This window comes from Candidatus Tisiphia endosymbiont of Temnostethus pusillus, assembly GCF_964264675.1.
GTDB lineage: Bacteria > Pseudomonadota > Alphaproteobacteria > Rickettsiales > Rickettsiaceae > Tisiphia.
In genome coordinates this window covers 703,565-723,329 of record NZ_OZ183472.1, presented here as the reverse complement: position 1 = coordinate 723,329, position 19,765 = coordinate 703,565, and the positions used below count along the sequence as shown (strand labels likewise).

The following is a 19,765-nucleotide window of genomic DNA, read 5'->3' as shown; positions in this document are numbered from 1 at the left end:
TGGTAGTATAGCAAAAAAATTCTCAAGCACTAAGTAATATACGATAATTTTTTTAAGCTATCGATAAATAATGCTTGTATATACTCAATTAACCTGAAGAGTTGGCAAAATGATTAAAAGTTATAGTCTGAAATTGGTCAGTTATAAGAGTAAGCAAATTACCTTTGTATTTATCAATATTAGCAAAAAATCTATCTATAGCTTCTGAGAATTGAGCAAAATTATGGTAAAATTTATTATTTGTTACAATTCTATGCATAAATTTCCATAATCGTTCAATCGGATTAAGATTAGGGCTATAGGGAGGTGAAAATACTAATTCTATTTTGCTATTTACTAGATACTCCTTTACTTTCTTTGACTTATGATACCCAGCATTATCACAAATCAAATATATCTTCTCTTTATTAGGATTTTCTGCTTCTAATTTTTGTAGAAAATTGATTATATAATCACCGTTTACTTTAGGATTATCTGTGCTAACTAATTGCAAATCAGATAAATTAATTGCTCCTATTAAATGCTTCCTTTTCCAGCCACTAAATGTTGGTAAAGTTTTATTTTGATTCTTTCTGATCCAACCATAACGGGCTTTTGTTTGATACTGAGGATGAACGCTATCCATAAAATATATAGCTTCTTTAGCCTTGAGATTACCTTTTAACAAACTATATTCTAGCTTAAATAGTTCTTGCTTATCTATATCAAGCTTGCCGGGTACGATCTTTGGCTTCTTATATACAAAGCCTAATCTGATTAATAGTTTTGTTACTCCTGCTATTGTATAGGTAACACCGTATTTTTCTTCTATGTAATTGCTGATATCTTTGGCATAAACATAATTACATATTTCTAAATGCTCTATTAACTCTTTCTCTTCTAGCTCACTTAGCTTACTTGCACTAACACCGGTAGCTGTCTCTAATTTATTAAATTTTTGATAATCTCTTACATGCTTTCTTATAGCTTCTTCACTTAACAGCAATGCTTCTGCTATTTCCTCCATAGCTCCAACCTTTATCATACAGCAAAACTGCCTTAATTCGGTCACATACTCTCCTATCTCGTTCATTACCATGACTTGACTTCAGTACCGTTCTTTGTTCAGATGTTAAAATATTTCCCATTATCATATTCTAGCTTCTTTCTTCTCTTCCTTCAACTCTTCATTTACGAGCAGTATACTCAGGTAGAACTTCAAGAATTGGCGTCGCATGTCTAAAGATCGAAGCTGCTCCGTTACTCATGTACGCTACGCTGCTCGACTTTGCTACTGTCTAGCTCTTCTTGAAGTTATACTATCGTCTACCAACTCTTCATTAGACTTCTTTCGAAACTCTACTTCTGCTGGTGATTTGTACGTCGATGCAGTACTCGAATCCTCACGTACATTAGAGTACGCTGCGGTTCTGCGTTCCGCGTCTCCTTCAAATCTCTCAGCACAAGCGACTTTCGAAAGAGCAATTATCTTTTATCTAAATTTTATAAAAATAGATAAATATTATTTAATAACAAAAACACGTTTTTGTTGAATAAGTTTATGGCACACTTCAAGTAACTTACGCATACAAGCAACTATCGCAACTTTCTTAGGTTTAAAATTATTAACAAGCCTATCATATAAAATTTTTAAATATTGGAAACCATTCTTACCAGCTAATACTGCCATGTATAAAGCATCTCTAGGTATTTTCCTGCCTCCTCGAATAAATCTTCGTCCTTGCTTATTACCACTATCACGAGCATATGGAGCTATACCAACAATTGATGACAATTCATTGCTACTATAATTTTTATCTCCTAATTTAGGTACAAAACTAATTAGTTTTGTACCTAAACATTTACCAATACCAGGTACAGTCTCTAATATTTTTACCTTCTCTTTTAACTCTTCTGACTCATCTATTGTTTTGTTTAACTTTTTATCAAGCTCAGCTATTTCATTTTGTAAAAATTTAATGTGTTTTTCTATACTCTCTTTATCAATACCATCAATGCTATGATGTAGTCTTTTCTTTTCATTGCTAAGCATTAATACTAAATCTTCTCGTCTTTGCTGACATCTCTTCAAAGTCTCTGATTCAACTTGATATATATAATTCGCTGAAAGCTGCATCTTATCCGCATAATATGCTAATTTAAATGCATCCTTCCTATCAGTTTTACACAAATTCACCGATTTACTAAAAGAATTAAAACTATATGTATTGACCTTATGTATTTGTTGGTTATTATTATCCAGCTTTTGACAAATCTCAGCTTCGTATCCTCCAGTAGGTTCACATATTATTAGCTTAATCTCTTGCTCTTTTGCTAATTTAATCATCTCTTCATGACCAGTTGCATCATTGGCAAAACGATGATATTTAGGTTTATCTCTTGTATTATATACACATATATCAAGCCAGTTTTTACTTACGTCTAGACCTATTATTTTATTCATGATATAATCTCCTTCTTCTTATGGTGCAAGGCTGCTCTTTTTAAGACCACCTTCTGCAATTTGTTCAAGGTAAACTACCAAAAAGAGGGTACTTATTCTCTTAGCGACTATTTTAGTCAAGGTCTATTCAAGTCACCCTCTTTAATTACTTATAACACATTCTTAAGATATAAGGTCTATTTACGAGCAGTATACCAAGAAGCTACTTAAAAGACATATTTTACAACTTATACATTAGCTAGTCAATTAAAAAATATACCTAAAATTGAAATAATTATAACATTTTTTCAATTTTCAAAAAACTTGGTTAAGAAACTCATTAGGTTCTATGGAGGTTGTTATTTAATTTTGTAGATTTAGTTGACTTTCTATTATTGAATACACCATACTAAATCTCAATTGGTCCAGTAGTTAAACCATTAACAAACTGTTGCAAGTAAGGATTATCACTATTTTTTATTTCATCTTTTTTACCAAACCATAAAATCTTCCCTTTATAAATCATAGCAACCTCTTTAGCTATCATATAAGCACTATTCATATCATGAGTTATGGTGATGGTAGTAGCCTTTAGCTCTTCTTGAACTTTAATTATTAATTCATTGATGACATTAGCCATTATAGGGTCAAGACCGGTAGTTGGTTCATCAAGGAAAAGAATCAACGGATCGCCACAAATAGCCCTAGCTAAAGATACTCGCTTTTGCATACCTCCGGAAAGCTCAGATGGATAAAGACCCAGTATTTTTTTAGACAAACCTACAGAATTAAGTTTAGATGCAGCTAACTCTTCTTTATTTTTTGGAGATAATTTATACAGTTTTTCAGTAAAGAATGTAATATTATCTTGAATAGTTAAAGAATCAAAAAGAGCTCCCCCCTGAAATAGAAACCCCATGGTTTCCATCATTTTAAATCTATCTTTACTTGAAATATTTACAGTTTCCACTTCATCAATAACTATACTACCCTCATCAGGCTGAATTAAACCAATTATAGTCTTTATTAACACTGATTTACCAGTTCCTGATCCCCCAAGAATTACTATTGAACTATTCCGTTTTATATCTAAGTCTATACCATCAAGTACCTTATGATCGCCGAAAGATTTATATAATGAACGTATTTTTATTTTTGATTCATCCATAATCTATTCTCGAGTCTTATACTTTAAAAAACAACTCTGTTATCAAGTAATTACTGATTAGAATAAGAACTGAAGAATTTACTACCGCGGAAGTTGTACTCGTCCCAACTCCTTTTGCTCCTGTACCTGAATAATAACCACTATAACAACTTACTATTGAGATAATAAAACCAAACACTGCTGCTTTTACCAAACCAAAAATGACATCTATTGGTTCTAAAAACTTAAAGCTATTCGTTATATAATTAAAACTATTAAAATCAAGCTTATAAACACTTACCAAATAACCACCCATTACTCCTAATATATCACCTATTAATACTAAACATGGTAATGTAATAACTGCGGCTAGTACTCTTGGAAAAACTAAATATTTTATGGGATCAGTTGACAAAGTATAAAGTGCATCTATTTGTTCAGTCACCCTCATAGTAGCTATTTCAGCAGCAATTGATGCACCAACCCTACCAGCAACCATAAGACCAGCAAGAACTGGTCCAAGCTCTCTAGTTATTGAAAGGACTACCACCGTAGCTATTGAACTTTCAGCCGAGAAACGAGAAAAACCTGTATAACTTTGTAATGCCAGCACAGCACCGGAAAAAAAGGTAGTCATAGCTACAACTGGTAGGGAATAAAAACCTATAGACAATAACTGCTTTAACACTAAGTTGTAGTATAAAGGTTTTTTAAAAATACTAGTGACTCCCGCAATAGTAAATAGAGAAAAAGCCCCTATAGTCCTTGCAAAACCAATAGTATGTTTACCTAATAAATTAACGGTATCAAGAATCATTTTTGTATACTCTCTTATATCTGCTACCTAGTAGAGTGAGAATTTCATAACCAATGGTATTTATTATATTCGCTATTTTATCTAAAGTACAATAATTCCCTATAATTTCAGCTTGTTGTCCTAGAAAAATTTTGTTTGGTGGTAGTTCAGTAACATCAACAGTAATTGAATCCATTGATACCCTGCCAACTACAGGAGCTGAATGGGAATCAATAACTACTACCCCACAATTACTAAAAGCTCGGGGATAGCCATCAGCATAACCAAGGGGCAAGGTAGCAATTAGCCTATTACTATTTGTTTTAAAGGTCATATTGTAACCAATGTAACTTTCCGGTGGTAATTCTTGCAATTGTATTATTGGAGCAGTCAGTCTTATCGGATTATGCATTGGATTTTTAAATGTATTACCCAAAGGATTAATACCATACAATGCAGCACCAGGGCGTATTAAGTCAAAATGATATTCTTTCCCTAGAAATATACTACTAGAGTTAGCTAGACTAGCTTTGACTTTTGGGAAATATTTTAAATAATGCTTAAACTTTTTTAATTGTTGTAAATTATAAGGATCATCAACTATTTCAGATGCAGATAAATGACTTATAATATACTGCAATTCAAGACCAACTAATAGATCAGGTTTGTCTATTATATGTTGCATTTCTGTGTCAATCATTCCTAAGCGATTCATACCAGTATCAACATGGATTGTACAAGGTAATACTTCTTTTTTAAGAGAAGCAAACTCTTGCCAAATTTCAACTTGTTTTAAACTATTAAGCACAGGAATTAAATTACTATTTCTAAATTCCTCAACATCATTGCTAAATACACCATTAAACACAAAAATATTAGATTTTTGCCCCAATACTTTACGTAATGATATTCCTTCATCAACTGAGGTTACAAAAAAACTCTGACAATTCTCCATCTGTAAGGCTGGTGCGATAGCATCAGCACCAAGTCCATAGCTGTTAGCCTTTACCACGGAGGCAATCTCTGAAGTTTTACAAATTTTAGAAATAATACGATAATTAGCACGAATTTTTGCTAAGTCTATTTCAAGTGTACATCTATCAGTATGCATAAAGTCTTAAATTCTCATGATTTTGTAGATTTTTGTAATGCTGCTATAATAATTGGAGCAACTGATATTACATGGAACTTAGATGGTAAATCAGTAGTTTCTATTGTATCAGTTATATATACGTTCATTATATCAGAATTCTGAATATTTTCTTTGGACATGCTAGAAAGCACTGGGTGAGTTATAAAAGCATTGACAGATAAAGCTCCTACTTCCATTAATAGCTTAGCTCCCTTACACAGGGTTTCGCCACTATCAACAATATCATCAATTAATACACAATGCTTGCCGGAAACGTTACCTATTATTTCTGACATTTGGCATTTATCAGTAGACCTCTTGACCTCTCTACTTTTATTAATAACAGCTATATTCATGTTAAAAAGCCTATTCACATCACGTACACGTACAAAACCACCAACATCTGGAGATACAATAATAGAATTATTATAAGTTTCAATAATCGGAGCAAATAAACTTATTGGATCAAGATTTTGTATTGGAATTTTAAAAAAACCCTCTAATTGCTGTGAATGCAAATCGACAGTTATTACATGATTAACACCAGCAACTTCCAACATACTCGCTACAAGACGGCTCGATACTGGAGTAAAACTACAAGATCTACGATCTTGGCGGCTGTAACCAAAATACGGTATAACCGCAGTTACTTGTGAAGCTCCTGCTCTTTTTACCGTATCAACTAATAATAAAAGTTCCATCAAGTGGTTATTGGCTGGTCTAGAAGTAGATTGTACTATAACAACATCACACTTATGCATATCTTCAAGGATTTGTACCCTTGTTTCAGTATCATCGAAAGCTGTAATATAAGTTTCCACATATTCACAATTTAGTTCCTCAGCTAAATATCTAGCTAATTTTTTATGACTAAGACCTGCAAGAATTTTCATGCTAATTATAATAATTGGTTTAAGTTTTTGTAGTATATAATAATTATAATTTGCACTAAGTGTTTTATGAAAAATATTTTTATTCAATAGCAGAAAAAATTATTAACTATTCATTTACGAGTAGTATATCAATCTTCGTAGGTTTTATGACCTCTTTCCCAATTCATCTATTAACTTATCAAAACCACTATTACTGAGAATATTCATGAACTCTGACTGTTGAGAATTGATAAGACTAACACCTTCTGTAATAACATCTGAGACTTTTAAATTAGTTTTATCGCTTGTACCCTTTACTTGACGTACTAAGTAATTTACTTTAGCAGTTCCTATTAACATTTCTACCATAAACTCTCTTTCATCAAGAACACGCACTTGTTGAACTTTAGGTTCTTGACCATGGTAATTCTTTACTAAATCAGCATAGGCCTTGCTTACATAATTACTGTAAACTTCTGTGAATTGTTTAATTTGTTCAGGAGTTAGAGTTCTTCTATAAACACCAAGGGTGAATTTAGCCATCCAATTCAGATCTAAGTTAGCTAAAATTAGCTTTTTAGTTTTAGCTATTTTGGCATCTTGATCTAAACTCTCATCATTACATACATCTAGCCCAGCTCTTATTAGTTGATTAACATAATTATCAACCGCCATTTTGTCATCAGTAGCAGAATAGGCTGACAAAGATAGACAACTTAAAATTAAGCAAACAATAATTTTTTTCATAAATAACTACTCTTAATTAGGTTTAGGGCATTTAAATTGATTAGGATAGACAATTACCGATTCACGATTTTGATGCGTAGCTGATCTTACAGCTATGTAAGGGTCAGTAGAACTACATCCTATATAGTCAGTAAATGGTAATAATCCTAACCTAGTATGTATAACTTGTACACTAGAAACTATGATTTCAAAATCTCTATGTACCGGGTACATTATAGGATTTAAGTAACTATTTGTAAATATAGCATCTGTACTATCTCTTACATTAGTACTACCAAAAAATGGTATGACTAAATATGGTCCAGGACCAACTCCATAGTGGGCAAAAGTGCTGCCCAAAGTTTGTTTGGTAACTCTCAATCCAATTTTATCTGCTACATCAAATAACCCACCTATACCAAACGTAGCATTGATTAAAAATCTCCACAGACTCTTCATAGTTTGATCATAATTCATTTGTAAGCCATAATTGACAACAGTCAAAGGCATACTAATATTATCTAGAAAACTATTCACTCTAACCCTAGTATAATTATTACTAATTCGTTTATAGCCTATACTAATAGGGCGTAAGAATAGATAGTCTAAAACAGAATTAAAGGCAAAAATTTTACGATTTAGTTTCTCATAAGGGTCATAGACTTGAGCACACCCCTTACCTTCATTATAAACATACCTAAAATCTTCATCATCTTGAGTATTTTGAGTACTCGCTATTGCAGTTATAGTAGAAAAATTAACTAACAACAGTAATATAAATTGCTTCATGGCATCATTAATGGTTTTTCTTACAAATCACCATATAGTATTTATCATTTTTTTCTAGAGCTAATTCTTCACTATTTAATATGGTAAACTTAGTTTGATCCAAAGCTTTCTTAATATCTGCTATAGTAAAAATAAATTCTTTTCTCTTTAATGAAAGGTTTGTGACGTTATCTATTGGTAAACAAAATGCAAAATATCCTAATACATTAACTATAGAATAAATAGAATTAAAGTAATCTAATAGGTTTTTAGTAAACGCAAGAGAGTTAAAACTCAGTACTACATCATATTTATTAGAGTCGTGTTTAATAAAATCCGATATTGAAATTTCTAATAACTGATCATAAATATTGCCATATACGGTAACAAGCTTATTCATAATTTCTGAATTTTCAACACCGGTAAAAGTAAAGCCATCAGGAAAACGCTTTGTCACTTCATAACCCACTAAGCCTATATTACTACCTAACTCCAAAATATGGTAATTATCAGGTAAGTCTGTTATGTTATTCATAGTTGTACTTACAAAACTGTAAGGTAGGTATAGTTTATTATTACTACGAAATTTATTGCCATAATATTCAGCGGTAAGATTTTTATATTGATGCCAAATTTGCGGTGGAATCTCTGACAAATTATTATAATTTTGTAGAAAAGACGCTAACTTTATTTGATCAGCTTCAAAAGCTCTTTGTAGATGATACAAAGCTTTTTCATAGTTATTTTTTAAGAAATATGTCCAACCAAGCCAATAATTAGCTTGATGGTCGTTAGGAGAAAAAATTTTATCAACCAATTTAAGCCTTAGTATAGCGTCATTTAAGTTATTTTTATACAAATGTTCTATACCAAGATTAAAATTAGTTTCTTTTAAGTGTGTTACCTTATATTTTACATCGACAAAATAATTGATAGATGTAAAGATTTTCTCCCTATACCAAGATGGGAAATTCTTACTATAATTATAGTATAATTTTATTTTGTCTTTTATTGAGCCGTAACTGTTACGAATAATTTTGCTGCCGAACATAAATTGCTATAAATTTGATTTTTTAAACATATATTCATCATATGATAACATATATATCAAATGACACTAATACTTAATAGTAATAAATTATATAAAATAAATCATATTGTACTAAATTCTGCTTTCAAGAATTGTTTTTTTTAACAATTATAGTATAATACACCCCAATTTTGGATAAGAATTAACAAATTCTTATCCAAAATTCGCGTAATACGAAAATAATTATAAGGTTTTATAGAATCATGCCACTTATTGCTAAACGCTTAGATCTAATAAAACCATCTCCAACTTTAGCTTTAGTAAAAAAAACATTTGAACTAAAAAAGCTAGGTAGAGATATAATCTCTCTTGGGGCTGGTGAACCTGACTTTGATACGCCAGATAACATCAAAGAGACTGCCATTAAAGCGGTGCGAGATGGTTTCACAAAATATACTAATGTTGATGGTATGCCGGAACTTAAACAAGCGGTACAGAACAAATTCAAGTATGAAAATAATTTAGATTATGATTTAGATGAAATAATCGTGTCAAGTGGTGGTAAACAAGTAATCTATAATTTATTTATGGCCTCCCTTAACCAAGGGGACGAAGTAATTATTCCTAGTCCTTACTGGGTCTCATATCCAGATATGGTAATGTTAGCTGAAGGGATTCCAGTATTTGTTAATTGTGGCATTGACAGCAATTTTAAACTTACTGTTGGAGCTCTAGAGCAAGTAATTACCCAAAAAACTAAATGGTTAATTATTAATTCACCAAGTAATCCAACAGGGGCTGCATACTCTTACCAAGAGTTAGCAGATATTGCTGAGTTACTACGCAAATATCCCAATGTAAATGTTATGTCAGATGATATTTACGAGCATATTATTTTTGATGATTTTAAATTTTATACTTTTGCCCAAGTAGCACCGGATTTAAAAGATCGAATATTTACTGTTAATGGTGTATCAAAAGCTTATTCTATGACAGGATGGCGTATAGGATATGGGGCTGGTCCTAAATCATTAATTAAGGCAATGACTATTATTCAGTCACAAAGTACTTCTAACCCCTGCTCTATAAGCCAAATGGCAGCTATTGAAGCTTTAACTGGCACTCAAGATTTTATTAAACCTAATGCAAAAAACTTTCAAAAAAAACGTGACCTAACCTTATCAATTCTAAGTGATATCAAAGGTGTTAGTTGTGATAAACCAGCAGGAGCATTTTATCTATTTCCTAAATGTAATGAATTATTTGGTTTGAAAACTCCCACTAGTAAAATTATCAAAAATAGTAACGATTTTGGAGAATATCTGCTTGAAGAATGTAACGTTGCGGTTATTCCTGGTATTGCATTTGGTCTAGAAGGTTATTTTAGAATTTCATACGCAACTTCGATAGAAAATTTGGAGCAAGCATGCTCGCGTATAAAGAATGCTTGTAATCAATTAACGTGATAAAAAAAATCCTTAAAAAAAACAATTTTGTACTTAGTGTAGTTACTAAGTTATTGTATACTTATTTGAGAGTGGTTTATTTTACCTGTCGCTGGCAATTTGTTTTTTCAGATAATTACAATAAGCAAGAATTTTTGGCACAAAAAGGGGTGATTTTTGCTTTTTGGCATAATAGGCTGGCTTTCGGTCCAGGAATATTTGCTGGTCATAAAGATATTTATGCACTTATTTCTCCTCATTCGGATGGTAAAATAATTGGTAATATTGTCAATAAGTTTGGCTTTGGGGTAATAAATGGTTCGACTAATAAAAATTCCGTAACAGCTTTAAAAACAATTGTCAAAAAGTTACATAACGGTAGTAATATAGTGATCACACCAGATGGACCACGTGGACCTATTTATAAAATAAATAGTAATATTAACAAAGTTGCTCAAAAATATAATATAAAATTGATACCAGTTTCTTGTAGTGCTTCTAGATATTTTTTACTCAAAAGTTGGGATAAACTGATTATGCCTCTACCTTTTGGTAAAATAACAGCTTTTATAGGTTTACCGCTGGCTTTTGTAGGAAATGAAAACCAAGATAATATTAATTTAGCACAAGCATTAACAGGGTTGAAGTAAATCTATCTATGATCTATTTATACCATATCTTAAGTTTTCTACTTCTTCCAGTGTATTTCTTTTTATTAGTATTAAGAGTTATTGTTGGTAAAGAAGAGATAAAAAATATTGGTGAACGTTTTGCTATTGGGCATACACATACTAAACGAAACGAAACTTTAGTTTGGATACATGCCGCCAGTGTAGGAGAATCTATGATAGCTCTTACCTTGGTTGAAAATATCAATAATCTTTGGCTAAAAAGAACAATGCCAAGAACCGCCTTAAAATTTTTGGTTACTTCAGGGACTAAATCTTCTGCAAAAATATTACAACAAAAGTTACCTGTAAATGCCATTCATCAACTAATTCCTATAGACAATATTATTTTTGTTAAGAAGTTTCTTAGAAATTGGCAACCGAGTTTAGGAATCTTTATTGAATCAGAATTATGGCCATGCCTAATTAGTGAAGGAAAGAAACATTGTAAACTATTATTATTGAATGCACGTATTTCTGATAAATCATTTGAATCATGGAAAAAAATAAGTTCATTTTTTAGGTTAGTTACCGCTAGCTTTAGTGAGATTATTGTGCAAAGTAACCGTGATTTCCAAAAATTTACGCAACTTGGTGTAACAAATATAGTTAATTTAGGTAACATTAAATTTGCCAACAAAAAATTACCTGTAAATGAACAAGAATTAACAATTTTAACACAACATATGAGTGGTAAAAGAGTTATTGTATTTGCTAGCACCCACCTAGAAGATGAATCAGTATTACTTAATGTTATAAAACCAATAAAGCAACGATATCCAAATTGCTATTTTATTCTAATTCCACGCCATCCTGAACGTAAAAATGATATAGGAAAAGCATGTACTCAATTAAATTTAACCTATAGCATTAAGTCTGAACAAAACATACCTCTTCTGACTGATGATCTTTACATCGTTGATAAATTTGGCGAACTTGGATTGTTTTTTAGCATAGCGTATATCTCATTTGTTGGCGGTTCATTTAAACAAGGTGGACATAACGTACTTGAACCAGCATATTTTGCTAATTATATTATATTTGGACCAGATATGAGTAATTCTGCTAATATTGCTAATGAAATGCTTACTAATAAAGCTGCTACTCAAATTCGAGATGAAAACGATTTGCTGAATAAAATTGAGTATCTTCTATCTGAGACTGGTACTCAGAAAGCTAAAGTTTATCAGGCTAATGCTTTGGAATTTGTCAATAAAAACCAACAAATTTTAGGTAATTATTTAAATATTATAGAAAAACACTTAGTGGGAAATTAGTGTTATGTTATACTCAGAACATGTGGTATTAGTTGATGAACAAGATAATATCCTTGGAATAGAGGATAAGTTAAAAGCTCATAATTCTAATACTCCATTGCATAGGGGTTTTTCTGTATTTCTTTTCAATAGTCAAAAAGAAATTGTCATACAAAAAAGAAGCTTACTCAAAAAAACTTGGGGTGGATTTTGGTCAAATAGTTTTTGTGGACATCCACAAATTAACGAAACTTATGAACAAGCGGTTTATAGGCATGCAAAATTTGAATTAGGTTTAGTAAATCTGCAGAAAGTATATTTTATTGCTAATTATCGTTATAAATTTGCTATAAATAATATTGTAGAAAATGAAATATGCCCGATATATTTAGCTTTATCAGATGATATTATTAAAATAAATGAACAAGAAGTAGCAGAAGTAAAATTATTTAAATGGCAAGATTTTAAGTTATACATAGAGGAATACTCCGAAAATTTCTCCCCTTGGTGTAAGGAAGAGGTTAAAATATTAGAAAATAACGAAATATTCAAAAAATTTATGGATTCAGCTCTGTAACTATAGTATAAAACTGAACTATGGCTAACCCGACTAATATTTAGCCAAATTCACAAACGTCATTGCGAGTAGCTACTTTAGTAGCGACGAAGCAATCCATAAAAGTGATTAGCAATGGATTGCTTCGTCGGCTTCTGCCTCCTCGCAGTGACACCAGTTTACTATGGCTAAATGCTAGGCGGGTTAGCTATAATGAGTATACTCACCGCAAAAGAATATATAGGGTATTTAGGGGTCATAGCTCAGTTGGTAGAGCGTTTGAATGGCATTCAAAAGGTCGGGGGTTCGATTCCCCCTGTCTCCACCAAATACCTCCAACCTTTCAAAGGTTTTTATAATTTTTTATCTATAGAACAAGAATTTTCAGTAATACAATAGATCTCCTTCGAAACTCTACTTCTGCTGGTGATTTGGACAATGATGCGGTACTCGAATCCGTAACGGAATTAGAGTATACTCGGTGAACTTCAAGAAGAGCTAGGAGTGTCAAAGTCGAGCAGCGGAGCGTACATTAGTACGTGAGCAGCGGAGATCTTTAGACACGACAACGCCAATTCTTGAAGTTCACCGAGTATATACCATTACTTACGTTGGCGTTTTTGGTCTACTTTTTCTGTACTCGTCTGTGCTATAACTTTATTTACAAACAGATAGCAAGGTAAAAATAAGAGTGCTAACCCTAAGTTAAACGTTGCTATCTTTAAGAATCCTTTTTTATATATCTCTAAGGACTCTAGACAATCTACTTCCCCATTTATGGAAGGGATTGACATGAACTTCGATATTAAAATTCCTGCTAAATTAGCAAATGCTGCAAATAACATTATTATACCCATTACCAAGCCTTTTAAGTGTTTAGGTGCAAGTAAAGTTGCTTGTTCTTGTATTAATGGTCCTATACATAGTTCTCCAAGCCCTATAAATGCTATACCACTTACTAAGTATAGTAATCCTATCTTTCCTTCTATATTTGCATTTAAACATCCTATATATAATATAAAAAAGCATATAGCCATGGTAGAAATACCAAAAGCAAATATAGGAGTGGCATATTTTTTATCAAATTTCATATATGCCCCTAATAGAGAACCAAATATTATAATTGAAAAAGGGTTTATTGCTTGAAAAGCAGCAGGTGGAATTGTTAAACCCAATATTTCATTTACAACATTTCTTTGAGTAAATAAGTTGACTAGTGAGCCAAGTTGCATTTCTAATGCAAAAAAACACATAAAAAATGTAATTAGTATTAATAATACTGTTAATCTTTTTCTTTGTAGTGGCGATGATTTTACTATTATGTAAATAAATATACCTAAAATTAGAATACCACACAAAGCAAGTATATTAGCAAAGAACTCACTTGATATAAGCATTCTAGCAACTACAAGAGCAAAAAGAAGGCTAGCTATCATTAATATAGTAAAAATATTTAACCCTAGTATTTTCTTATTCATCAGTTTTGGTCGTGGGGAAATACCATTATCTCCTAACAAATGTTGAAATTTGATAAAAATAGTAAGTCCTAAGATCATACCACCCCCAGCTATACCAAAACCATAGTGCCAACCATATAAATAAGCTATATAACTACATGATATGGATGCCATGAATGATCCTAGATTTACACCTACATAAAATAAAGTAAATCCTCTACTTCGTTCTGGGTCGTCTTCCTTGTAACATGAACCTAACAAATTAGTTATATTCCCTTTAAACATACCAGTACCTACAGCAATTAACGCCAGGCCTATATATATTAGCTCAGACTCCAATTCAACTAAAGTTAAGGACAGGTGACCAATAGTGATAATGATACCGCCAAGTAGTACCATACTACGAAATCCTGTTAATTTGTCAGCGAGGAAGCCGCCAAGCACAGGACCTGCATAACCAACCGCTGCAAATAATGAATAGATGGCATAAGCTTTTGCATCTTCATACCCTAGACGGGAAGTCAAGAAAAGCACTAAAAGAGACCTCATCCCATAATAACTAAACCGCTCCCACATTTCAACAAAGAATAGTATTATTAAAAATTTGGGAACCCTCGTTGAATTTGGTACATTTAAAATTGTACTCATAAAACACCTACAATATAATGTTAGAATTTGAATGTTATATGAAAGTAGGTCATTCTAAGGTCAAGCCAAAGAACTTACTAAAACTTAATAAGATTCTTTAGCACACACGTCAAACGACAGCACTTTTCAATAACATTTTTTAAAAATTCACATAAATTAAGCGAGAAAACAAAAAATCGCGGTTAAATTATGTGTTATTAAATTAAGAATTAAAGCTTTTTGGAAAAATAGAAATAAGGTGATTAGCACCAATACATGTGAAAATGATGAGGATATGCGGCAAAAGGAAAGAAGATAGAATTTTCGTTAGTATTTTTAACGATTATTGATAATCGAGGGTTTTTTAAATCATCTGATTCTTTTAACATAAAAATAACCTATAATAGATAGAAAATGTTATGCCATATATTTAATATGACATATTTAGTATAATATAGTAGGAAAAAGAGTCAAGTAATTTAAATATAAAGAATTTAAAATACGGTAGCATTTCACCAGCTTCTATAGTAGAATGAGCAAGTTTACTCTGTATAAAAAGGTTATTAGTATGTTAAAAAATTATTCGTGTTTAAAGGGAATCGTATCACAGGATTTAGAAGATCATATAAAACATACAATGACTCATCATAATCTTATAGTACAAGCTAATGGATTAGACTATCAAGTAAATATAGACACTCAGTCCGATTCGATACCTAATGTTAAGGTGTACTATACCGATCAGTTTAGTAATGAGCTATTAACTAATTTAGATAAACTAGGAAATGAAGGATTATTTAGTTTGGATAAGTTACCTTACACTTCTAGGCTTGATTATCTTCGTAGTGAAATTTTAAAAGTAGCTGATTTAAAGAATATGCTACCAAAATCATGGCAAGAAATATCAGCTTTGTTAGACCAATATCTTATATGTGGTACAAAAGTGTGTATTTTAGGTGAATCGTATTATGATAGTGAAACAATACAAGAGATACCTTATGGCTTACATCTAAGACAAACATATAATCATCTACCTCCTAGAGGTATACATGATATACATATGAACCAAGGTACTTCTTTAATGATGCCGCAAAGTGCAAGTAATGGTATTTATCAAGATGGAGCTATATTTGTAGAAACGCCTAATAATGCAAATAAAGCTTTCTTCTTTAAATTCACGGAGCAATCTTTGGTTACTGATGATGACGGTAACCCTCTTGATGAACAAGGTAAGTCAAAAGCTTGGGCAGATGAATAGGCTCTTAATACAGATAGGTAGGAAAAGGAAAAGATTGTTATGAAAAATTATAGAATTGAAACTGATTCATTTGGAGAAATTAAAGTAGATGATCAATTTTACTGGGGTGCGGGAACTCAAAGGTCTCTTGAAAATTTTAAGATAGGTAATCAAAAAATGCCTATCCAATTGATTAAGGCATTGGCAATTTTAAAAAAATGTGCAGCAAAGGTCAATAGGGAATTAGGTGATCTTAAGCCTGAAATAGCAGAAGCAATAGATCAAGCTACCACTAGAATATTAAATGGGGAATTTGATGATCAATTTCCTTTAGTAGTATGGCAGACTGGTTCTGGTACTCAAACTAATATGAATATCAACGAGGTAATAGCTTCTATTGGTAATGAGCAATTAGTAGGCAAGAAGGGTGGTAAGTCACCAATTCACCCAAATGACCATGTAAATATGGCTCAATCATCCAATGACTCCTTCCCAACTGCTATGCATATAGCAACTGTATTGGCTAGTAAACAACAATTAATCCCAGCATTAACCAGTCTGCATTCAGCGTTAAATACTAAAGCTACAGTTTGGAATAACATAGTTAAGATAGGACGCACTCATTTGCAGGATGCCACGCCAATAACGCTTGGGCAAGAATTCTCTGGTTATGTAACACAAATAGCATATGCCATAGAACGAGTTGAAGAATCACTCAAAAGAGTATATTTTTTGGCACAAGGTGGAACTGCAGTAGGTACTGGTATTAATTGCCGTAAGGAATTTGCGGTAAAATTCTCTGATCAAGTTGCTGCATATACTAATCATCCTTTCAAAAGTGCTACTAATAAATTTGAGGCATTAGCTACTCATGATGCATTAGTAGAATTTTCTGGTACCCTAAATACTATAGCAGGGAGTTTAATGAAAATTGCCAATGACATTAGATTGTTGGGATCAGGACCAAGATGTGGTTTTGGTGAATTACATCTACCGGAAAACGAGCCTGGTTCTTCAATTATGCCAGGTAAGGTCAACCCAACACAAATTGAGGCATTGACTATGGTTTGTGTGCAGGTTATGGGAAATAATCTTACAGTAACTATAGCCGGATCAAATGGTCATCTAGAACTCAATACCTTTAAGCCAGTGATAATCTATAATATTTTGCAGTCAATAGAGTTAATTTCTTCTAGCATCAATAGTTTTGTTACGCATTGTGTTGAAGGTTTAGAGCCAAATATAGAACGTATTGATAAGCTGAGAGAGCAATCGTTGATGTTAGTAACAGCATTAAATCCACATATAGGTTATGATAATGCGGCAAAAGTTGCAAAAAAAGCCTATCAAGAGGGGATAACTTTAAGAGAAGCGGCTATAAAATTAAATTTTTTATCAGGTGATGAGTTTGATAGCTTAGTGGTAGCAAAAAATATGGTATGATATAATGGGCAGATGAAGTCTTGCAAGAAGTCTATTGACATATATCACGATATATGTCAATGTTACGTACCTTATATGTATAATAAGGGGGATTTATGGATAATGTTGACATTAGGCTACGTATTTCTTCAGAAATTAAGGATGAAGCAGAATTAGTATTTCATGAGATGGGTATGACATTGTCTGAAGCTATCAGGATATTTATAAAGCAATCCATCAATTCTAGAGGACTACCCTTTAGACCGCATGTAAAAAAGCCAAACCTTGAAACTTTACAAGCATTTAAAGAAAGTGAAGAAGGTGATTACACTAAGTCTTCCTTGACTGAATTTAAACAATCTTTAAATATTGACTAAAGTTGAAACAGATTATACAGGTTACAGTTTTTAAGCGTGACTTAAAGCGTATTGTTAAAAGAAATAAAGATTTAAAAAAAACTATATAAGGTGGTAGAAATATTGGTACAAGGTATTCCTTTGCCAAGTAAATATCGTTCACACAAATTAATTGGAAATTATGGTTCGAAATATGAATGTCATATTGAACCTGACTGGCTTCTTATTTATGAAATAACTGATGACTTAGTTATATTACACCGCAGTGGTACTCATGTTGATTTATTCGAGTAATTTAAAACAACTCTTAACTATAAGAAAGGTTATTTTATGGTAGAAATTTTTGGATTCTTTACTATACTAACAACAATTTAACTTAACAGGTAGAGTATTATTATGGCTTTACATTTCAAAGCACCAGAGAATATAGTTCTTAAACCAGTTATTACAGTATTTGGTGTTGGGGGAGCTGGTGGTAATGCGGTAAATAATATGGTACTTGCAAAATTACAAGGAGCAAATTTTGTTGTTGCTAATACTGATGCACAATCACTGGAACATTCTTTATGTGATAATAAAATACAGTTAGGAGTTGCTATTACTAAGGGTCTTGGAGCTGGTGCATCTCCAGAGATTGGTGCTTTAGCCGCTGAAGAATCAGCTAACGAGATTAAGGGATACTTAGAGGGTAGCAATATGGTGTTTATCACTGCCGGGATGGGTGGAGGCACTGGTACAGGCGCTTCTCCGGTTGTTGCAAAGATAGCCAAGGAACTAGGAATTCTTACTGTCGGAGTGGTAACTAAGCCTTTTCATTTTGAAGGAAAACATAGAATTAGAACTGCCGAGCAAGGTTTACTAGATTTACAGAAATTTGTTGATACTTTGATAGTAATACCGAATCAAAATTTATTTCGTATAGCAAATGAGAGTACTACATTTGCAGATGCCTTTAAAATGGCAGATGATGTATTACATGCTGGAGTTAGAGGGGTTACTGATTTGATGATCATGCCAGGGCTTATCAATCTAGATTTTGCCGACATTAGAACGGTGATGAGCGAAATGGGTAAAGCTATGATGGGTACAGGGGAATCCTCTGGCGAGGATAGGGCAGTTAAAGCTGCTGAAGCAGCTATCTCTAACCCATTATTAGATCATAACTCAATGCGTGGTGCTAGGGGGGTTTTAATTAACATTACTGGTGGTACGGATATGACATTATTTGAAGTTGATAGTGCTGCTAATAGAATTAGAGAAGAAGTAGGTGATAGCGATGCTAATATTATTTTCGGCTCTACGTTTAATCCAGAATTAAATGGTGTTATTAGAGTATCGGTAGTTGCTACTGGTATTGATGCTGATCACTCAATAAGTAGCAAATCCCAACCTATTGAATTAATAGCAAGTACTACTACGAGTTCTGAACAGATGGATAGTCAGTCCAATTCGATAGAAACAACAATATTAGAAGAAATTCCAGATTTTGCTCAATATACTGGTGAAAAGCCTAGTTTAGTGGATTCTGAAACACAACATTTAAATTTAAGTGTTCAAGCAACATCAATTGATATGCTAAATCAGCAAACTATAAGCAGTAATGATGCAAAATCATCTTTACTAAGTAGAATGTGGAATTCACTCAGATCTAATACTACTCAAACTCAGGAGCAAATAAAAAAGCCTACACCACCTATTCTTCAGAAGGATAATGTAGAAGTTGATATCCATGATATTCCAACCTTTCTAAGGAAACCAAAATAATTTGTTAACATAATTTATTTTTTTATGAGAGATTTTTTTAGGGTAGGCTTTTAAATTACCCTACAATTTTCAACAAATATATTT

At 32.2% G+C, this 19,765-nt stretch carries 19 protein-coding genes, 1 tRNA gene and 1 pseudogene; 10 read left to right on the top strand and 11 right to left on the bottom strand.

Features of this window, described 5'->3' with window-relative positions:
* Positions 1-88: 88 nt before the first annotated feature.
* The 10 genes from ACFEL2_RS03545 to ACFEL2_RS03495 all read right to left on the bottom strand — a co-directional run bounded on the left by ACFEL2_RS03545 (position 89) and on the right by ACFEL2_RS03495 (position 8,914).
* Positions 89-1,024 carry an IS630 family transposase gene (locus ACFEL2_RS03545; protein ID WP_375332256.1) on the bottom strand — a complete coding sequence of 312 codons (936 nt, stop codon included), beginning with the start codon at positions 1,022-1,024 and terminating at the stop codon, positions 89-91.
* Positions 972-1,127, bottom strand: coding sequence for a hypothetical protein (locus ACFEL2_RS03540; RefSeq protein WP_375332255.1), 156 nt, complete (start codon positions 1,125-1,127; stop codon positions 972-974). Before ACFEL2_RS03540 ends, ACFEL2_RS03545 begins: the two co-directional genes overlap by 53 nt.
* 374 nt (positions 1,128-1,501) lie before the next feature.
* The gene (locus tag ACFEL2_RS03530; RefSeq protein WP_375332254.1) at positions 1,502-2,443 is read right to left on the bottom strand and encodes an IS110 family transposase; all 942 of its coding nucleotides are present in this window, start codon (positions 2,441-2,443) and stop codon (positions 1,502-1,504) included.
* 388 nt (positions 2,444-2,831) lie between these two features.
* A complete protein-coding gene (locus tag ACFEL2_RS03525) occupies positions 2,832-3,590 on the bottom strand; it encodes an ABC transporter ATP-binding protein (protein WP_341752138.1) in 759 nt (252 codons plus the stop codon).
* A gap of 16 nt (positions 3,591-3,606) precedes the next feature.
* Positions 3,607-4,386 carry an MlaE family ABC transporter permease gene (locus ACFEL2_RS03520; protein WP_375332253.1) on the bottom strand — a complete coding sequence of 260 codons (780 nt, stop codon included), beginning with the start codon at positions 4,384-4,386 and terminating at the stop codon, positions 3,607-3,609.
* The gene (locus tag ACFEL2_RS03515) at positions 4,376-5,476 is read right to left on the bottom strand and encodes an alanine racemase (protein ID WP_341752140.1); all 1,101 of its coding nucleotides are present in this window, start codon (positions 5,474-5,476) and stop codon (positions 4,376-4,378) included. Before ACFEL2_RS03515 ends, ACFEL2_RS03520 begins: the two co-directional genes overlap by 11 nt.
* A gap of 14 nt (positions 5,477-5,490) precedes the next feature.
* Positions 5,491-6,390: a ribose-phosphate diphosphokinase gene (locus ACFEL2_RS03510; protein ID WP_375332252.1), complete on the bottom strand. Its 900-nt coding sequence runs from the start codon at positions 6,388-6,390 to the stop codon at positions 5,491-5,493.
* A 144-nt stretch (positions 6,391-6,534) separates the two neighbouring features.
* A complete protein-coding gene (locus tag ACFEL2_RS03505) occupies positions 6,535-7,116 on the bottom strand; it encodes a phospholipid-binding protein MlaC (protein WP_341752142.1) in 582 nt (193 codons plus the stop codon).
* Positions 7,117-7,128: 12 nt separating this feature from the next.
* Positions 7,129-7,884: a VacJ family lipoprotein gene (locus ACFEL2_RS03500; RefSeq protein ID WP_375332251.1), complete on the bottom strand. Its 756-nt coding sequence runs from the start codon at positions 7,882-7,884 to the stop codon at positions 7,129-7,131.
* Between the two features lie 7 nt (positions 7,885-7,891).
* Positions 7,892-8,914: an SAM-dependent methyltransferase gene (locus ACFEL2_RS03495; protein ID WP_375332250.1), complete on the bottom strand. Its 1,023-nt coding sequence runs from the start codon at positions 8,912-8,914 to the stop codon at positions 7,892-7,894.
* A gap of 242 nt (positions 8,915-9,156) precedes the next feature.
* Here ACFEL2_RS03495 and ACFEL2_RS03490 point away from each other — a divergent pair, with 242 nt between their 5' ends.
* The 5 genes from ACFEL2_RS03490 to ACFEL2_RS03470 all read left to right on the top strand — a co-directional run bounded on the left by ACFEL2_RS03490 (position 9,157) and on the right by ACFEL2_RS03470 (position 13,146).
* Positions 9,157-10,359, top strand: a complete 1,203-nt coding sequence (locus tag ACFEL2_RS03490; protein WP_375332249.1) for a pyridoxal phosphate-dependent aminotransferase — start codon at positions 9,157-9,159, stop codon at positions 10,357-10,359.
* Positions 10,350-10,988, top strand: coding sequence for a lysophospholipid acyltransferase family protein (locus ACFEL2_RS03485; protein WP_375332372.1), 639 nt, complete (start codon positions 10,350-10,352; stop codon positions 10,986-10,988). The genes ACFEL2_RS03490 and ACFEL2_RS03485 overlap by 10 nt, the downstream gene beginning before the upstream one ends.
* 8 nt (positions 10,989-10,996) lie before the next feature.
* Positions 10,997-12,283: a lipid IV(A) 3-deoxy-D-manno-octulosonic acid transferase gene (waaA, locus tag ACFEL2_RS03480; protein ID WP_375332248.1), complete on the top strand. Its 1,287-nt coding sequence runs from the start codon at positions 10,997-10,999 to the stop codon at positions 12,281-12,283.
* Positions 12,284-12,287: 4 nt separating this feature from the next.
* Positions 12,288-12,839 (top strand): isopentenyl-diphosphate Delta-isomerase, encoded by a 552-nt coding sequence (idi, locus tag ACFEL2_RS03475; RefSeq protein ID WP_341752148.1) that lies wholly within the window; start codon positions 12,288-12,290, stop codon positions 12,837-12,839.
* Positions 12,840-13,070: 231 nt separating this feature from the next.
* A tRNA-Ala gene (locus ACFEL2_RS03470) sits at positions 13,071-13,146 on the top strand.
* A gap of 274 nt (positions 13,147-13,420) precedes the next feature.
* Here ACFEL2_RS03470 and ACFEL2_RS03465 read toward each other — a convergent pair.
* Complete coding sequence (locus ACFEL2_RS03465) at positions 13,421-14,923, bottom strand: peptide MFS transporter (RefSeq protein ID WP_375332247.1); 1,503 nt, start codon at positions 14,921-14,923, stop codon at positions 13,421-13,423.
* 547 nt (positions 14,924-15,470) lie between these two features.
* Here ACFEL2_RS03465 and ACFEL2_RS03460 point away from each other — a divergent pair.
* The 5 genes and pseudogenes from ACFEL2_RS03460 to ftsZ all read left to right on the top strand — a co-directional run.
* Positions 15,471-16,160: a DUF2278 family protein gene (locus tag ACFEL2_RS03460; RefSeq protein ID WP_341752150.1), complete on the top strand. Its 690-nt coding sequence runs from the start codon at positions 15,471-15,473 to the stop codon at positions 16,158-16,160.
* Between the two features lie 39 nt (positions 16,161-16,199).
* The gene (gene fumC, locus ACFEL2_RS03455; RefSeq protein ID WP_375332246.1) at positions 16,200-17,582 is read left to right on the top strand and encodes a class II fumarate hydratase; all 1,383 of its coding nucleotides are present in this window, start codon (positions 16,200-16,202) and stop codon (positions 17,580-17,582) included.
* A 95-nt stretch (positions 17,583-17,677) separates the two neighbouring features.
* Positions 17,678-17,938: a type II toxin-antitoxin system RelB/DinJ family antitoxin gene (locus ACFEL2_RS03450; protein WP_341752152.1), complete on the top strand. Its 261-nt coding sequence runs from the start codon at positions 17,678-17,680 to the stop codon at positions 17,936-17,938.
* 90 nt (positions 17,939-18,028) lie between these two features.
* The gene (locus ACFEL2_RS03445) at positions 18,029-18,211 is read left to right on the top strand and encodes a type II toxin-antitoxin system YafQ family toxin (RefSeq protein ID WP_341752153.1); all 183 of its coding nucleotides are present in this window, start codon (positions 18,029-18,031) and stop codon (positions 18,209-18,211) included.
* A gap of 102 nt (positions 18,212-18,313) precedes the next feature.
* Positions 18,314-19,286, top strand: a pseudogene (gene ftsZ, locus ACFEL2_RS03440) (cell division protein FtsZ); the annotation flags it as partial.
* Positions 19,287-19,765 lie beyond the last annotated feature (479 nt).

Coding starts and splice junctions, on each gene's coding strand:
- ACFEL2_RS03545 (WP_375332256.1), bottom strand. CDS start 1,024: ATGATAAAGGTTGGAGCTATGGAGGAAATAGCAGAAGCATTGCTGTTA.
- ACFEL2_RS03540 (WP_375332255.1), bottom strand. CDS start 1,127: ATGGGAAATATTTTAACATCTGAACAAAGAACGGTACTGAAGTCAAGT.
- ACFEL2_RS03530 (WP_375332254.1), bottom strand. CDS start 2,443: ATGAATAAAATAATAGGTCTAGACGTAAGTAAAAACTGGCTTGATATA.
- ACFEL2_RS03525 (WP_341752138.1), bottom strand. CDS start 3,590: ATGGATGAATCAAAAATAAAAATACGTTCATTATATAAATCTTTCGGC.
- ACFEL2_RS03520 (WP_375332253.1), bottom strand. CDS start 4,386: ATGATTCTTGATACCGTTAATTTATTAGGTAAACATACTATTGGTTTT.
- ACFEL2_RS03515 (WP_341752140.1), bottom strand. CDS start 5,476: ATGCATACTGATAGATGTACACTTGAAATAGACTTAGCAAAAATTCGT.
- ACFEL2_RS03510 (WP_375332252.1), bottom strand. CDS start 6,390: ATGAAAATTCTTGCAGGTCTTAGTCATAAAAAATTAGCTAGATATTTA.
- ACFEL2_RS03505 (WP_341752142.1), bottom strand. CDS start 7,116: ATGAAAAAAATTATTGTTTGCTTAATTTTAAGTTGTCTATCTTTGTCA.
- ACFEL2_RS03500 (WP_375332251.1), bottom strand. CDS start 7,884: ATGAAGCAATTTATATTACTGTTGTTAGTTAATTTTTCTACTATAACT.
- ACFEL2_RS03495 (WP_375332250.1), bottom strand. CDS start 8,914: ATGTTCGGCAGCAAAATTATTCGTAACAGTTACGGCTCAATAAAAGAC.
- ACFEL2_RS03490 (WP_375332249.1), top strand. CDS start 9,157: ATGCCACTTATTGCTAAACGCTTAGATCTAATAAAACCATCTCCAACT.
- waaA (WP_375332248.1), top strand. CDS start 10,997: ATGATCTATTTATACCATATCTTAAGTTTTCTACTTCTTCCAGTGTAT.
- idi (WP_341752148.1), top strand. CDS start 12,288: ATGTTATACTCAGAACATGTGGTATTAGTTGATGAACAAGATAATATC.
- ACFEL2_RS03465 (WP_375332247.1), bottom strand. CDS start 14,923: ATGAGTACAATTTTAAATGTACCAAATTCAACGAGGGTTCCCAAATTT.
- ACFEL2_RS03460 (WP_341752150.1), top strand. CDS start 15,471: ATGTTAAAAAATTATTCGTGTTTAAAGGGAATCGTATCACAGGATTTA.
- fumC (WP_375332246.1), top strand. CDS start 16,200: ATGAAAAATTATAGAATTGAAACTGATTCATTTGGAGAAATTAAAGTA.
- ACFEL2_RS03450 (WP_341752152.1), top strand. CDS start 17,678: ATGGATAATGTTGACATTAGGCTACGTATTTCTTCAGAAATTAAGGAT.